This is a genomic window from Marinobacter albus (assembly GCF_030238305.1).
Taxonomy (GTDB): Bacteria; Pseudomonadota; Gammaproteobacteria; order Pseudomonadales; family Oleiphilaceae; genus Marinobacter; species Marinobacter albus.
Genome location: NZ_JASSQD010000003.1, coordinates 118027 through 133734, shown reverse-complemented (window position 1 = coordinate 133734; position 15708 = coordinate 118027). Strand labels below are relative to the sequence as shown.

Genomic DNA, 15708 nt, shown 5'->3' with positions numbered 1-15708 from the left:
ATGGCAGTAACGTATGAAAAAGGTCGTCAACTGGCCCGTGGGCTGGTTCTGGCGTCGACATTGCTGGCGGGGCAAGCAATGGCATTGGCTCCGGAGCATGAGATGCGTCGTCTGATGCTGGCAACAGAGGAAGCTGTGGCTGCGGAGAGTTGGGGAGAAGCCGGCGAATACCTGAATCGACTGCAACAGCTTGAAGGCAGCAAACCGGCGGATTATTTTTACTACCGCGGCCGGGTCATGTATCAGGCCAAACATCTCAATGAGGCTCAATCCGCGCTGGAAGCCTATGTAACGTCCGCGGGCACGGAAGGGAGTCATTACCAGGAAGCACTCAAGCTGATTACCGAAGTGGAGAAGGCTCGGAGTGAAAAGGCGCAGGCGCCACAGTCCTCTAATGGCAACGGCGGTAAAATCGCGGTGATTGAGCCCGCCGGTGATCAGCAGGTCTCGTCATTGAGGAAGCTTTACCTGGTGGATACCGACAGGGAAGCACTCACCTTGCATCTCAACAGTTTGCTGGAAGTGGCGGGATGGCGCGAAGACCAGACGATAGTGCAGGTGGATAAGCCGGCTGACATCGAATATCGGATCAGCGCGGACGAGAGCTCCATCAACGTTCAGGAAATTCGCCGTGATGCCGACGGTCGCGTCGTGAGGAAAAACCAGAACCTGTCGGTCTACGGCATTAATCCCCAGGTGGAGTGGGCCTGCGAGGCGGCCGCCACCACGTGCTGGGTCTATGATCCCAGGGACGGTTCGCGGTTGCTGCAACTGGCCATGAACCGCCAGCGGACTCAGGAAATCGCGCAAACCATGGGGCGTCTTATTCGCAACCTTCAGGACCCGACGGGGTCCTGAAGGACCTCATTCCTGCAGATTTCCCCGTTCGCCCTCCCGGTAAGCCCCCGGAGTAACACCGGTCCACTTCTTAAAGGCCCGGTGGAAGGTTGAGGGCTCGGTGAAGCCGACCTTGCCGGCAATGTCGTTGATTGGCAATTCCTGCCGCCCAAGATAGTAGATGGCCATGTCCCGGCGTAGCAGATCCTTGATCTCCTGAAACGATGTGTTCTCCTGTTTCAGCCGTCGCCGGAGGGTCTGAGGGCTGGTGTGCAATTCTGCGGCGATCCATTCGAAGTCTGGCAGCGGTTTCGAGAAATCTCGCCCGATCAGCGTCCGAATCCGGCCGGTAAACGTGTTGCTTTCATCGGGTCTCGACAGCAGGTCTGCCGGCGAGGTTTTCAGAAATTGCCGCATTTCCGACCGGTCCCGGATCACCGGGGCCGTGAGAAAGCGTTTGTCGAAAGTCAGCGCGGTACGATCGGATTCAAATTCCAGCGGGCAGTGAAAAATATGCCGGTACTCGTCGCCATGTGGCGGCCGGGGATAGTCAAATTCTGCCTTCTCGAGTTCAACCGGCTGGCCAATGAGCCAGCTTCCGAGCCGGTGCCAGATTACCAGCAGGCTTTCCCGCAGAAAGTAGGAGGGATCGTGAATGTCGCCTTCAATCCGGGTTTCCAGTTGGGCAGACGGGCCTTCCGTGACCAGTTCCATGGTTACCATGGGCTCGAACAACCTTGAGAACTGGAAGGCCTGCCGGTAGACCGCCTCGAGATTGGGGCAGTCGATAACCAGGGCGCACATGGTCGCGAAGGTGCCGCTGCGCGCGCGTCGAGGGCCCAGCCCCATGAATTCGTCATCAAGCCGGTGCCACAACACCTGCATCAGCTGGCTGAATTGATCGCTGCTGACCCGGGCCATCTCGATGCGCAGCAGGTCCGGGGAGATGTCGGCTTCCCGCAGCATCTCGTTAGTATCGAAGCCAAGACGCTCGGCCCCAGCCAGTGCGGCCTGAACGAAGTGCTTTGAAACCGTCAGGTTGGACATTTTACTCGCCATTCCATGTAAACGAGACCCATCATAAAACCCCAGTAGAACAATGCAACCAAGGGCATATCAGTAAGCTGGAAGAATTGGCCAATTGGAATGACGGAACCGGCGGTTGGCCCGGTTGGCAAAACCGTGCAGCATGAGAAACTCTGATTACTCTGACAAAAAGAAACCGACCACGTAAGGAGAACAGCATGGCAGGACCCTTGACCTCACTGAAAGTCCTGGACTTCAGCACCCTTTTGCCTGGCCCCTATGCGACCATGATGCTGGCAGACATGGGCGCGGAGGTGCTGCGAATTGAGGCACCGGAAAGGGTGGACCTGACCAAGGTGATGCCGCCGTTTGACGGGAAAATCAGCACCGCGTTTTCCTATCTGACACGGGGTAAGGAAACCCTCCAGCTGAATCTCAAACAGACCGAGGCCGTTGAGAAAGTGAAGGAGTTGGTTCGGGACTACGACATCGTGGTCGAGCAGTTTCGGCCGGGTGTTATGGACCGCCTGGGTATCGGGTATGACACGCTCAAGGCGATCAATCCCCAACTCATCTACTGCGCCATCACCGGATACGGCCAGACGGGCCCCTACCGGAACCGTGCCGGCCACGACATCAACTACCTGTCGCTGGCCGGGGTCAGCAGCCACTGTGGCCGCGCCGATAGCGGCCCCCCTCCCATGGGTATCCAGGTGGCCGATGTGGCCGGTGGCTCGCACCACGCCGTCATGGGCATTCTCGCTGCCGTCATCGAGCGCCAGCAGACCGGGGAAGGGCAGTTTGTCGACATCAGTATGACCGATGCCGCCTTTGCGCTGAATGCCATGTCCGGTGCCGCCTGCCTCGCTGGTGGGCAGGAACAGGCGCCTGAAACCGCCCTTCTTAATGGTGGTTCGTTCTACGATTATTACCGAACCCGGGACAACCGTTGGCTGTCCATCGGCAGCCTCGAACCCCAGTTCTCCGCGCGTCTCTGTGAGACCCTTGGCCTGAGCGAGATGAAGAGCCTTGCCCTGAGCCAGAACCCGGAAGATCAGCAGACGTTAAAAGCGGCGCTAAAGGAAAAGGTTTCGGAAAAGACACTCGCCGAATGGCAGGAAATTTTCGCGGACCAGGATGCGTGTGTGGAACCGGTGCTGACTATTTCGGAGGCGGCTGAGCATCCGCAATTGAAGGCACGGGGTATGGTGATTGAGGTTGACCGGGGGGATGGTGCGCAACAACGGCAACTTGGGTCCCCCATCAAGTTTGAGAAAGCATCCTCCTAAATCTACTTGAATCGGGCGGCGACAAAGGATGAAGGCGCCGCCTCCTTCAAATCATCATGTGAATTCCTGTTCCGTTATTTTCTGGTCGAACTCGTGGGCTCTGCTAGTTTTATTAGTGTCGCCGGAAACGGTGAATCCGTAGTGAACAAGTATAAGGATGACACTATGAAACTCAGGTACAAAGGGCACGGCCAGTTTGGCTTGCGCCGGACCGTTGGTCTCGCTGTTTTGCTCGCAGGAAGCGCGGTGCTGACAGGGTGTTTTCATGATGATGACGATGATTCTTCTTCGGTCGAGGCCAGTCTCGACACCAACCTTTTTCCCGCGGATGGTAAGCTTGAGGCTACTATTCGCCGCACGACAGGTGGGGTGCCTCATGTCACCGCTGACAACCTGAAGTCAGCTGCGTTTGGACATGGCTACGCGCAAACGCAGGACAATATCTGTGTCCTGGCGGAGGCTATCGTTAAGGCTCGTAGTGAGCGGGCCAAGTACTTCGGGCCCGGACCCGATACCCAGATTGGTGTGGGTCTGAACATTATTAATGATTTCAGCTACAAAGCTCAGAAAATATACAGTGGGGCTGAAGCCGAATACGCCGAGCTCAGTGACGAGAGTCGCGCTCTGGTTGACGGCTTCACTGAAGGATATAACCGGTACGTAAATGAAACCGATCCGGCTGACCTGCCAGCGGAATGTGCGGGTCAGGAGTGGGTTAAACCTATTACGCCAGTGGACCTACTTGCCCATTATCGTATCGTTGGTCAGTATGCCAGTGGGGCGTTATTTGCCACCGGTGCTGTTTTCCTGGCGGTTCCCCCTGGAGAAAGTCCCGCGCCAAGCCCTGTAAGTTCGGTTACCGATGCGGAAGAAGTGGAGGCGCTCCTCAAAAATGTCGTTGCAACCGCTCAAACCGGAGCAAAGTCCAATACGAACTTCTCTGACATGGGGCTGGCCAGTAACGCGTGGGGAATCGGGAAAACCATGACCGAGCAAGGGCGTGGTGCTCTTTTAGCGAACCCCCATTTCCCGTACACCGGTCACCGGCGTCTTTATGAGGTCCAGATGACCGTGCCGGGTTATTTGAACGTTCACGGTGCCGGCCTGTTGGGAACCGCAATCCCATTGATCAACTTCAACGAGAATCTGGCCTGGTCCCACACTGTGACCACCAGTCGTCGTTTCACATGGTACGAATTGGTTCTCAAAGAAGGGGATAGCCTGACCTACGTAAAGGATGGAGTTGAGAAGCCGATTACCACCGAGACGTTCCAAATTGAAGTAAGCATGGATGGCATGCCAGAACCTCTGGTTCTGGAAAGGACCTTCTACTTCTCAGAGTATGGGCCAATGATTGCAGCGAATGCTGTTAGCAATCAATTGCCGGGATGGGGCGACAACGGTGCCTTGAATAACTCTTCCTTAGTCGCGCACACCTATCGAGACGCAAATGCGAACACCGGCGGTCTTCTCGATACCTGGCTAAAGATGAGTCGTGCAAGCAATCTTGACGAGTTCCAGAGTGTGTTCCAGAACTGTGGCTCTACTCTTTGGACCAATACAACTTACGCTGATGATCAGGGTAACGCCTTCTATATAGATAGCAGCTCCGTGCCTAACCTCTCAGAAAAGGCAATTGCGCTGGTTAATTTCAGACGGGCGGGTAGTGCAGCTTATGCTGGTCTTTTTGATCAAGGCGTAACACTCCTTGATGGCAGGTTGTCTCAGGAAGACTGGGTTGAAACGGAATGTGGTCCGCTGGTTCCCTATGATCAGAAGCCAATGCTGGTGCGCTCAGATTGGGTCCAAAACTCGAACAGCAGTTATTGGTCTACGAATCCGGATGAGTTCCTGACCGGCTTCTCGCCCCTTTTCGGTGATGAGAAAGCGCCGATCAACCCTCGTACCCGCCTGGGTATCAAAATGCTTCAGAACCCAATAGATGCTGGCTTTCCGAGTGCACCGCTACCAGCGGGTCAGGACGGGAAATTCAGTGCAGAGGAGTTGATCGGGGTGATCTGGAATAACAGGGCCTGGTATGCGGAGCAGTTCCTGCCTGAACTCCAGCAGCGGTGTGATGCAATTGGCAGTAACGCGGTTAACGGAGTCGATCTTTCATCATGGTGTTCCGCACTGAATAGCTGGGACGGGCTCTACAATCGGGATAGCGTTGGTGCGCATATCTTCAGGGTGTTCATGGCGAACTATCGTGACGATCTGAGCACCGATTTAACAACGCCGTTCAGTCCCGCCGATCCGGTGGGCACCCCCGCTGATCCGACCCAAGATAACGCGGGCACTGCCTCCGATACCATGCTGCTGGCCCTCGCCGATGGTGTTAGTGCCCTGCAGGCCGAAGGGATCTTGCCGACAGATGCTCTAGGCGACATTCAGTACTACCGTGCCTCGGGTGGAGTTGTGCCCGGCAGTGGCGGTATACCGTCATTTCAGACGGATCCGATCCCATGGCATGGTGGTGATGGAAACATCGATGGTGCCTTCAATGCCATTGGCGTCGTGACAGATGCCTTCGCGGAAGATACCCGCTTTCCACGTATTGCGCCGACAACCATCCCAAATACTGCGGGACTCTCTGATAGTTCTGCCGTGATTGAAGGCGCTGAAGCTGGCATTGACGGCTGGCTGATGGCTAGAGGGACAAGTTGGCACTTTGGTCTCGAGTTTACCGATACTGGTCCCGAGGCCTATGGCCTGGTGAGTTACTCTCAGTCCACGGATTCGGATTCGCCGTTCTTCAGTGATCAGAGCTTGCGGTATTCCAACAAGGACTACCGGCAGTTGCTATTTACTGAGGAAGAAATTCAGGCGAATCTGTTACCCCAAGGGGAGACCGTTATCTCGTCGGACTAAATGCCCAGTGACGATGAAAGCGCTGCGCTCATAAGAGTGCGGCGCTTTTTTGTTTGTCTTGGCCGAGCTGCCAGATTTGAAGCGGTATATTCTTGTCTGGCTCCGACTTGACTAACTAGTACCGGGCCTGTCACTCAGTCGCCAGTACTGACTTTAGATGTGGAGATTTTGTGCTCAGGGGAGAAGATATTTCACTATGGAAAAGTCTCTGCGGCAACGTTAACGGCGCTGTTTACGGGATGGCGCCTTGAGAAGTGTGATCAATGCTGATGGGCAATCACAAGGTAAATTTCCCTGAAAAGTTAACTGTCTGAAAGGTCAGCAAAAATAAAGATACCAGGGCCAGAGGTGCCGTCCCCAACATCAGCTATAAATTCTGACTCGGCACGTCGAAGGGTTATTGTCCAGGCGTGTCATTATTTATGCTCGCTCAGGAACGACAGCGTCGAAATTACAGCCAGCTGTTAGGAGCTCGATTCAACCTCTATCACTGCGTGTTTACCAGATGCCCAAATGCAATGAACCCCGGAAATCCGGGGTTCATTGGTCTTTGTGCCCCGGATTATTCAGGGGCTTTTTTCTAACACCGTCTCTCTATCTTACTGGGCCTGATCCTGATCCAGTGCGTTTTCGAGCGTCGGACTATCGCCGAGGAACGGTAGGATGGTCGCATCAGCTGGGATTCCGGGCGCGCCGGAAATTGCTGCAGCTGTTTGCGTTACCATGGCGGCAAACGCACCACTTGTGTTGGCAACGCCGCCCGGGCACTGCTCATTGGGTGCAACCGGGGCAACGAAGGTTCCATGATTGGCATCTGAACAAGGATTGGCGCCATTAAAGAAGGAAGCAACCGGGGCGGGCAAGCCGCTTGTTGCACTTGAATCTATAATGCCCAGACCTTCCGAACCATCAGCCAAGCTTGTTCCGCCGAGGCCAATGTCCAAGAGCGCCATCAGAGGCTCTGTACCCGCCAGAGGCGCCGAGAATGCGCTGCCAAGCGGGTTGACGTTTGCTTCATTAGGAACAGTGCTGTCACCCACAACCTCGGTTATGAGCAGGCTGCTGGTTGATGTTGATGCGCCCAGTTCAACGGCAAAGTTGACCGGATCGGTGGCATCCACCGCGGACTGGAAGATATAGAAGAAGTTCTCGAAGGCCGAGCTGCCCTGTGTCACGCCTGCAGCTGCCAGACCATTGAGAATCCGCCCGGAGATGGTGGGCGAGTTCTCTATGAGACGCGTGCCCTGCCCACCGGTATTGTGGAGAACCACTGAATTCAGCTGCGGATAAGTGAAGCCAGCGCCTGCCAACGCCTGGTTAGCCAGAGCGTTACGTGTCAAGTCTGCTGTCGTGCCGGTTGCCGGATCCACTACTACTGTGTAAGTGTCCTCGCCATTCACCAGTGATGAGAACGTTGTGCCAGAGATGCCACCCAGGGAGTGCCCGACAAAGTTCACAGAAAAATCTGCCCCTGCGAGAACGGGAGGCGTGCTGCCCTCTTCCGACAATTGGAACGCGGATGACAAGTTAAAGGTCTGGAGAGAGGCAGCAACATTCAGAAGGTCAACCACGCCTTGGCGCACGTTGTCGCGACTGTTCAACATGTTCAGCGGGTTGATAAACAGGCTGCCCGAGGAGACGTTGGCTAGATCCGCAGCAACGGGTTGCAGCGATTCGTTTGCGGTATAGCCGAAGTGACGTTCACCAATGTAGTCAGCGTTGATCAGAGCTGTCAGTGCGCCGATGGTCTGGGCATCAGCTGTCGGATCCAGAGTATTGATGACTGCCTGTACCGTTGCAGTCAATGCTGCAGGATCAAGTGCCTCAAGACCTGGAACGGTGCCAATTGTTTCACCCGCGAGGCCGTGGAGTGGCTGGTCAATTGCAATTACGGCCTGACAGGTGCTTTGTGCAAGGAGGATGGCCGGAAGCATTGATACGCTTCGATCCACGGTGACGCCATGTTGGAATATAGTCGCGCCTTGCACCGCGCCCGTACTTCCACACGATGTCGGTTCGGCAGCAGTGCCGAGAACAGGGTGGAAAATCACAACCGGTACCGTAGTGGTCGCCTGTTGCTCTGGGAACGGAAAGTAACCATTCACATTGAGTTGGCCATCAATGTCACGTAGGAATTGGAAGATCTCCTCACCCGGCGACAGCGTCTCATTCAGACCTGCCTCAAGACTGGTGCTGCCCGTCCAGCTCCCGTTTACAATGCCCGCACCGGTTTCACCCGGCAGAGACTGGAAGTAGGGCAGAGTGATTGCACCCTGAGAAACCAGAACTTGCTGAGCGGCCAGGGCAATGGTGTTGTCTCCCGGCAGTCCTTGGATGGTGGTCAGTTCGGTCGCGGATTTAGTGTCGTAGAAGAAGGACGGGCGTGGCTGCGGTACATGGATAGTATCGCCAACTTCGGCTTGAATTGCTGCGCCAATTGTTGCAGGCGTTACTTTTTCCTCGACGTTGACAAGCGCAGTAATTGCAGCAAGTTCTTGAGCAGTCAGCGTTGCCGGATCAAGCTCTCCGGCACCGAGCAGTGCTGCTTTTTCTCCAATGTCGGCCAGCTTTTCGGTCAGCTGAGAGAAGTTCAGCGTAGGGAAGTTGTCGCGGACAGCCTTTAGTTGCGCCGTAAAGCCTATTTTCTGACCCAGTGCAGAGCCAAAGGCTGCAGGCGCCATCATGGCTTCGAGTACTTCAGTGTCAGCATTCGTGGTGAACGTGTAGGCCAGTGCTGATTCGGGTGTGTTCGAAGGGATGGCCTGGGCCAGGAATCCATTGGCAAGTGCATCGGAAGCTTGGAGCAGACTCTTGACGTTGCCAAGAGCTGAGTTGCCCAGAACTCCATCAGCCAGTGCGACGTCCTGAACAGATCGCGCGATAGGCTTTCCATTCGCACCAACGATGTCATTGGTAGCAACTACGAGATATTTCTGGCCTGTCTTTAGAGGCTCAAGGGGAACAACACGGATCGCGTTGTTGCTGCTGCCGTCGACACTTACTACATCAGCTCTGAATTTCGGTAATGCACTCAGGTCGAAAGGATTTGTCTGATCAATGCCGCTAGGGTTGGTGTTAGGCAAGGCTTCCGGCGCTGAATCAATTGCCGGAGCAACATTAAGCGGCAACAGGAAAACGGTAGCGCCCGCCTGAACCGATGCAGGGTTAAGTGAACCGTCGAATTTCAGGGTGAAAGCACCGGAAGTGGAGAAACCGGAGAGACGGTTGAGGGCGTCGTCAGCCGGCGAAGTGCCCGTGGATAAGCCGGTAAAATCAAAGTTTGCGCTTTGGGTTGCACCCAGCAACAAAAGCAGGTCCGCGTTGATCGGGAATGCTGGTTCTTCCGCGATTGGGTTCGGATCGTAAATAGGTCGCACGATGGATCTGTCGATCGTTGTGTCATTGATCCTGTAATCCGGATTAGCATTCGCCCCAGAATCGCCGCTATCAAAGCAGCCTGAAAGTCCAAGGGAAGACGCCACGGCAACACTTATTAGAGTTTTCTTGAACATGGGTGGAACCTTTTCCTGTTGTTGTGTCGTTATGTTCGGCAGCTGACGGGGCCGGTCTGATCCGGTAAGCCCGTTGTCAGTGGCCTGTTCTGCTTGAAACTGTTGTCTGAAATTGTAGCCAGCGCTTTGAGCCAATTTCTGTAGCTTTGACTATAGCGACAGTGTGGCAAGTGTTGATCAGCCGAAAGTGTGATTCTGACTCTTTGAAACCTCCCCGCACGGTTGGAGATTGGTCATTGTGCAAAATAGTTGGCACTGAACGGTTTGTCGAGCCGGGGCAGTGTCTGCTTTGTGAGGATTTTTAAGGATTGAGCGCTGTGCCCGCCAGACAGAATTCCGGCGGGCGTGAGGGTCTATTCAAAGGAAGAAAAATCCGGCTGTCGTTTCTCCACAAAGGCCCGGAAGGCCTCGGAGGCTTCGGGTGACTTCAGTCGCTCAGCAAAGAGTTCACCCTCTGCGAGCATGGTTTCCTTCAGCTGGTTCAGGGTGGGGCGATTCAGTAGCTCTTTGGTGGCACGGATGGCTGCTGGCGCCTGGTTTGCCAGCTGTTTGCAGGCGTCGAGGGCCCGTGCCTCGGTTTCAGCGGGCTCGCAGACCCGGTTGATCAGGCCCAGGCGGGCTGCATCGTCTGCGGTAAAGGCGCCGCCCAGCATAAGCAGTTCCGCGGCTCGGGGCCTGCCAATCCAGGAAGGCAGAAGGAGGCTGGAGCCACCTTCCGGGCAAAGTCCGAGGTTCGCGAATGGCATCTGGAACCGGGTGTTGGTGCCGGCAAAAACCAGGTCACAGTGCAGCAGCATGGTTGTGCCGATGCCGACCGCGGGGCCATTGACCGAGGCGACCACGGGTTTTGAGGCTGTTGCCAGCAAGAGCAGAAACCGACCGACCGGCGTTTCCTCGAACGCGCCAGGCAAGCCGGTGGCGAATTCGCCCAGGTCATTGCCGGCCGTAAAGCAATCCTCGCTACCCGTGAACAGGACGCAGCGAATGTCTGCGTCGTTTTCCGCCGCTGCCAGAGCGTCCCCCAGAGCGGTGTACATTGCGTGGGTGAGCGCATTCTTTCGATCGAGGCGGTTGATGCGAACGGTGAGAATGCGGTCGGATTTTTCGATGAGTACGAGGTCTGTCACGGCGCCTCCAGGGATCATTGTTGTGATTTGATTAGCATGATAGCTTTTTTCCGGCCAGCTATTACAGTCTTTCAAACCGGCTAGGCCGTCTGTCGAATCCCTCGCTTACGGGATTTTCTGGTAAACTCTGTTCCCCATTTTTCGATGACACGAAATAACGATATCAAGCTGATGAGGCGCCTATGACCACCGTAATCCGCCAGGACGACCTGATTGAAAGCGTAGCGGACGCGCTGCAGTTCATTTCCTATTACCACCCGAAGGATTTCATTCAGGGTGTGTATGAGGCCTACCAGAAGGAAGAGTCTCAGGCGGCCAAGGACGCCATGGCCCAGATCCTGATCAACTCGCGCATGTGCGCCGAAGGGCACCGGCCCCTGTGTCAGGACACTGGCATCGTGACGGTATTCGTCAACATCGGCATGAACGTCCAGTGGGATTGCCAAATGCCGCTGGATGACGTGATCAACGAGGGCGTGCGCCGCGCCTATACCCATCCGGATAACGTGCTGCGCGCCTCTATCCTGGACGATCCGGACGGCAAGCGTAAGAACACCGGTGACAACACCCCGGCCATTATCCATTACAAAATGGTTCCGGGTGACACGGTTGAAGTACACGTGGCGGCCAAAGGCGGTGGTTCCGAAGCCAAATCCAAATTCGCCATGCTGAACCCGTCCGATTCGGTTGTGGATTGGGTTCTGAAGATGGTTCCGCAGATGGGGGCGGGCTGGTGTCCGCCGGGCATGCTGGGCATCGGCATCGGCGGTACCGCCGAGAAGGCAATGGAAATGGCCAAGGAATCCCTGCTGGATCCGATCGACATCCATGATCTGAAAGAGCGCGGCGCATCGAACCGGGCCGAGGAGCTGCGCCTTGAGCTGTTCGACAAGGTCAACGACCTGGGTATCGGCGCCCAGGGGCTCGGCGGCCTGACCACCGTTCTGGACGTCAAGGTCAAGGATTACCCGACCCACGCGGCCAACAAGCCGGTGGCGATCATCCCGAACTGTGCCGCGACCCGCCATGCGCACTTCACGCTGGATGGCACTGGGCCGGCCTTGCAGACGCCACCGAGCCTCGAAGACTGGCCGGAAATCACCTGGGAAGTGGGTGAAAACGTGCGTCGCGTGAATCTGGATACAGTCACTCCGGAGGATGTGAAGGACTGGCAGCCCGGCGAGACCATCCTGCTCTCCGGCAAGATGCTGACCGGCCGAGATGCGGCCCACAAGAAGATGGTCGACATGATCGAGAAGGGCGAGGAACTGCCGGTCGATCTGAAAGGTCGCTTCATTTATTACGTGGGCCCGGTTGATCCGGTGCGCGAAGAAGTGGTCGGCCCCGCCGGTCCTACCACCGCGACGCGCATGGACAAGTTCACCCACACCATGCTGGAGAAGACCGGCCTGACAGGCATGATCGGCAAGGCCGAGCGTGGCCAGGTGGCTATCGACGCCATTCGCGAGTTTGGTGCGGTTTACCTCATGGCCGTGGGTGGGTCCGCCTACCTGGTGTCCAAGGCCATAAAGAATGCCGAGGTGGTTGCCTTCCCGGAACTTGGGATGGAAGCCATTTACGAGTTCGAAGTTGAGGATATGCCGGTCACCGTTGCGGTGGATTCCCGAGGCTCCTCCGTTCACCAGACCGGCCCCGCTGAATGGCATGAGAAGATCATTGCAGCCAAGGCCGTGTGATCTTCTGGCTTTGAAAGTCAAAAAAGGGTGAAGCTTAGGCTTCGCCCTTTTTTGTGGCTGCGTGGTCAGGAGGAACAGCTGATATTGAGGTGCTTGCCCCAGTCCGGTGGCGGAGCAGCGTATTGCTCGTTTTCGGGCTGTTCGTCGAAGGGACGTTCAAGAACCTTGAGCAATGCCTTCATCGGTTCGTAGTCCGCGTTCTGGGCCTCCTGAATAACCTGCTGTGCCAAGTAGTTGCGCAAAACGTACTTGGGGTTTACCGAACGCATGGCGCTTTCGCGCTCGTCATCGGGGCGGGTCTCATTGTCCAGCCGCTCCTCGTAACGCCTCAGCCACTCATCCGCAACGCTGCGGTCCACGAACAGGTCGCGGATGGGGGCATTGCCGTGGGCGCGAAGATTCGACAGCGCCCGGAAGAACAACGTGTAGTCCACGCGGTGCTCATGGAGCATGCTGAAGGTGTCCATGATCAGGCCCAGATCCGATTCCTGCTCAGCCAGTAGGCCCAGTTTGTTCCGCATGTTTTGCAGGAAACGGGCATTATAGGCGACCTCGTAACAGCGAAGGCCCCGCCGTACATCATCTTCATCCATCACCGGTAACAGCGCGTTAGCCAGGTACTGGCAGTTGGTGAAGCCAACCTGGGGCTGACGGTTATAGGCGTAGCGGCCTCCCTGATCGGTGTGGTTACAGATGTGGCCCGCGTCAAAATCGTCGAGGAAGGCGTAAGGGCCGTAATCAAAGGTGTCGCCGATAATGGACATGTTGTCGCTGTTCATCACCCCGTGGCAGAAGCCCACCGCCTGCCAGTCGGCAATCAGCCGGGCAGTGCGCTCCACCACCTCTTCGAACCAGCGCCGGTGTCTCTCCTCTTCCGGCAGTTCAATCAGTTGGGGGAAATGCAGTGCGATCACATGTTCCATCAGGGTTTTCACAGTCTCCGGGCCCTCATGATGGGCGGCAAACTCAAAGTGTCCGAAGCGGATGTGGCTCTGGGCGACCCTGACCAGGGCGGCCGCAGTTTCGATGGATTCGCGACGCACCGGGTCCTTGGCGCTGATTATAAACAACGCGCGGGTGGTCGGGATCCCGAGGCCTTCCATGGCCTCGCTGCATAAATACTCGCGCACGGTGGAACGAAGCACGGCCCGGCCATCGCCAAAGCGGGAGTAAGGTGTCGTGCCCGCGCCCTTGAGATGCCAGTCCCAACGCCGACCATCCGGCCCCACGGTTTCCCAGAGCAGCAGGCCCCGGCCATCACCCAGCTCCGGGTTGTACATACCGAATTGGTGGCCGGTGTATTTCATGGCAACGGGATCCATGCCCTCGAGGAGTTCTGCGCCGGCACCTACCCGAGTCCATTCCTCCGGGTTGTCGGTGTGGAATCCCATTTGGTCGGCAAGCCCCTCGTTGAAACAGACCATCCGGGGCGCTCGCAGCGGGCTTGGCCGAACCCGAGTGTAGAAACTGTCCGGGAGTTCCAAGTAGCGATGTTCAACACGAAAATCGTTGTTGCTCATAAAATGCCTATACTCCCATTGGTACGAATTCTGCTGATCCCTTTGATTGATACATAAATGTCAGGAACCAAAACGTGTCTGAACGTGAGCTGAAAAAAACCGTTGATGCACTGATTAAGCAGGAAGCGCTTCCGAAGGATTACGCAAGGACTGTCGAACAGACCATCCTCCCGTTGGTCGACCACATTGTCGACCTTCGTCGCCAGGCGGGGGATACAGTTGTCGTGGGTATCCACGGCGCCCAGGGTACCGGCAAGTCCACGTTGACCCTGTTTTTGAAGGAAATACTCAGTACCCATCGCCTCTGCCCTACGGCCAACTTTTCGCTTGATGACATCTACCTTACCAGAGCAGAGCGTCGTGAACTCGCAGACACCGTTCACCCCCTTTTTATCACCCGCGGTGTGCCCGGCACTCATGATGTAGAGCTGGGGCGAGAGGTCATTGAAACGCTCCGGTCTGTCGGCGTAAACGACCGGACTCCGATCCCGGCTTTTGACAAGTCGATCGACGACCGGGTTCCACCCAACGACTGGCCGGTTTTTCAGGGCCCTGCGAGTGTCATTCTGCTGGAGGGGTGGTGCCTTGGAGCCAGCCCCGAGCCGGAGGAGGCCCTTGAGCGGCCCATTAACCGCCTTGAAGCGGATGAGGACGCCCAGGGGGTGTGGCGCACCTATGTAAATGACTGCCTCAAAGGAAGCTATCGCCAGCTGTTTGAGCAGATCGACAGTCTGGTGATGTTGAAAGCGCCATCAATGGAAAGCGTTCAGGAGTGGCGCACCCTTCAGGAACACAAGCTTGCTGCCCGAATTCAGGGGGCACCAAAAAAGAGCGCTGCGATAAGTGTTGCACAAGGCCTGTGCATAATGAGCGACGAAGAGGTTCGTCGCTTCATCATGCACTACGAGCGCGTTACCCGTTCCTGTCTGAAGGAAATGCCGGACCGGGCCGACGTGTTGATTGAGGTGGCTGAGGATCATTCCCTTGGTTTGCCGCGGTTCCGATTAACCTGACGGAGAATTCCCATGACAAAGCCAAGGCTGCTTATTATTTCGGATTTGGATGGCACGTTGCTGAATCACGACAACTATCGCTGGGAGGCGGCGCTTCCCGCGCTCAAAAAGCTCGAAGTGGGTGGCATACCCCTCATTCTCAACTCGAGCAAGACCGCGCCGGAAGTCAGACGCTTGCGGCAGGAGCTGGGGAACAGTGCTCCCTTTATCGTCGAAAACGGTGCAGCGGTGGTGATTCCGGGTCACACATTTGGCAATCCCGGGGAGGAAGTGGTGAATTTTGGGGCATCCCGGTCTGAGGTTCTCGGTGTGCTTGCAACACAAAGGCAGGCGGGCGCCCGGTTTCGGGGCTTCGAGGATATGTCGGCGGAGGAGTTGGCCGAGGTGACCGGCCTGGATGAGGAGTCCGCCGACATGGCCAAGGACCGCCTCGGTACCGAGCCTCTTCTATGGGAGGGCTCAGAGGACGAACTGGCAGAGTTCAAGACGGCGTTAATGGCCGAAAACCTCCGCCTGGTGCAGGGCGGGCGGTTTTATCACGCGATGGGAATCTTTGATAAGGCGGATGGGGCCCGCTTTTTGCTGGATAAATACCGGGAGCAGTATGGCGATGAACCGGTGATTGCCATTGCCCTCGGAGACAGCCCCAATGATCAGCAAATGCTGGAGTCGGCGGATATCCCGGTTGTCATTCGTGGAATTCACAGCGACGAGGTGCAGTTGCCATCGGCCAAACACGCCATGCGCTCCATCAAACCCGGCCCCGAGGGCTGGAATGAGTGCGTACTCAATCTCCTTTTTGAGTACGGATACTAA

General features: G+C 56.4%; 10 protein-coding genes. 6 read left to right on the top strand and 4 right to left on the bottom strand.

Features of this window, described 5'->3' with window-relative positions:
- Nucleotides 1-858 (top strand): hypothetical protein, encoded by an 858-nt coding sequence (locus QQF73_RS15490; RefSeq protein ID WP_219868255.1) that lies wholly within the window; start codon nucleotides 1-3, stop codon nucleotides 856-858.
- A gap of 6 nt (nucleotides 859-864) precedes the next feature.
- On the opposite strand, the gene QQF73_RS15485 is transcribed toward QQF73_RS15490, so the two are convergent.
- A complete protein-coding gene (locus tag QQF73_RS15485; protein WP_219868254.1) occupies nucleotides 865-1884 on the bottom strand; it encodes an AraC family transcriptional regulator in 1020 nt (339 codons plus the stop codon).
- Nucleotides 1885-2081: 197 nt separating this feature from the next.
- Between QQF73_RS15485 and QQF73_RS15480 the strand changes: the two genes are divergently transcribed.
- Together QQF73_RS15480 and QQF73_RS15475 are read left to right on the top strand one after the other, a co-directional pair.
- Nucleotides 2082-3152: a CaiB/BaiF CoA transferase family protein gene (locus QQF73_RS15480; RefSeq protein ID WP_285368753.1), complete on the top strand. Its 1071-nt coding sequence runs from the start codon at nucleotides 2082-2084 to the stop codon at nucleotides 3150-3152.
- A gap of 6 nt (nucleotides 3153-3158) precedes the next feature.
- Entirely contained in the window at nucleotides 3159-6023 is a 2865-nt protein-coding gene (locus tag QQF73_RS15475; protein ID WP_285368752.1) for a penicillin acylase family protein, read from the top strand.
- Nucleotides 6024-6622: 599 nt separating this feature from the next.
- On the opposite strand, the gene QQF73_RS15470 is transcribed toward QQF73_RS15475, so the two are convergent.
- Together QQF73_RS15470 and QQF73_RS15465 are read right to left on the bottom strand one after the other, a co-directional pair.
- A complete protein-coding gene (locus QQF73_RS15470) occupies nucleotides 6623-9535 on the bottom strand; it encodes an MECDP-synthase (RefSeq protein ID WP_285368750.1) in 2913 nt (970 codons plus the stop codon).
- A 353-nt stretch (nucleotides 9536-9888) separates the two neighbouring features.
- Nucleotides 9889-10662, bottom strand: coding sequence for an enoyl-CoA hydratase (locus QQF73_RS15465; protein WP_285368748.1), 774 nt, complete (start codon nucleotides 10660-10662; stop codon nucleotides 9889-9891).
- A gap of 182 nt (nucleotides 10663-10844) precedes the next feature.
- On the opposite strand from QQF73_RS15465, the gene QQF73_RS15460 reads away from it, so the two are divergent.
- On the top strand, nucleotides 10845-12359 hold the full coding sequence (locus tag QQF73_RS15460) for a fumarate hydratase (RefSeq protein ID WP_285368747.1): 1515 nt from the start codon (nucleotides 10845-10847) through the stop codon (nucleotides 12357-12359).
- A 65-nt stretch (nucleotides 12360-12424) separates the two neighbouring features.
- Here QQF73_RS15460 and QQF73_RS15455 read toward each other — a convergent pair whose 3' ends face one another.
- The gene (locus tag QQF73_RS15455; RefSeq protein ID WP_285368746.1) at nucleotides 12425-13879 is read right to left on the bottom strand and encodes a protein adenylyltransferase SelO; all 1455 of its coding nucleotides are present in this window, start codon (nucleotides 13877-13879) and stop codon (nucleotides 12425-12427) included.
- Nucleotides 13880-13953: 74 nt separating this feature from the next.
- On the opposite strand from QQF73_RS15455, the gene QQF73_RS15450 reads away from it, so the two are divergent.
- Together QQF73_RS15450 and QQF73_RS15445 are read left to right on the top strand one after the other, a co-directional pair.
- Nucleotides 13954-14892, top strand: a complete 939-nt coding sequence (locus QQF73_RS15450; protein WP_219868248.1) for a hypothetical protein — start codon at nucleotides 13954-13956, stop codon at nucleotides 14890-14892.
- Between the two features lie 12 nt (nucleotides 14893-14904).
- A complete protein-coding gene (locus QQF73_RS15445; protein ID WP_285368745.1) occupies nucleotides 14905-15708 on the top strand; it encodes an HAD-IIB family hydrolase in 804 nt (267 codons plus the stop codon).

Bases quoted from the DNA above. Each gene is read 5' to 3' on its own strand.
- QQF73_RS15470 (WP_285368750.1), bottom strand. From the start codon at position 9,535: ATGTTCAAGAAAACTCTAATAAGTGTTGCCGTGGCGTCTTCCCTTGGA.
- QQF73_RS15485 (WP_219868254.1), bottom strand. From the start codon at position 1,884: ATGTCCAACCTGACGGTTTCAAAGCACTTCGTTCAGGCCGCACTGGCT.
- QQF73_RS15490 (WP_219868255.1), top strand. From the start codon at position 1: ATGGCAGTAACGTATGAAAAAGGTCGTCAACTGGCCCGTGGGCTGGTT.
- QQF73_RS15460 (WP_285368747.1), top strand. From the start codon at position 10,845: ATGACCACCGTAATCCGCCAGGACGACCTGATTGAAAGCGTAGCGGAC.
- QQF73_RS15480 (WP_285368753.1), top strand. From the start codon at position 2,082: ATGGCAGGACCCTTGACCTCACTGAAAGTCCTGGACTTCAGCACCCTT.
- QQF73_RS15445 (WP_285368745.1), top strand. From the start codon at position 14,905: ATGACAAAGCCAAGGCTGCTTATTATTTCGGATTTGGATGGCACGTTG.
- QQF73_RS15455 (WP_285368746.1), bottom strand. From the start codon at position 13,879: ATGAGCAACAACGATTTTCGTGTTGAACATCGCTACTTGGAACTCCCG.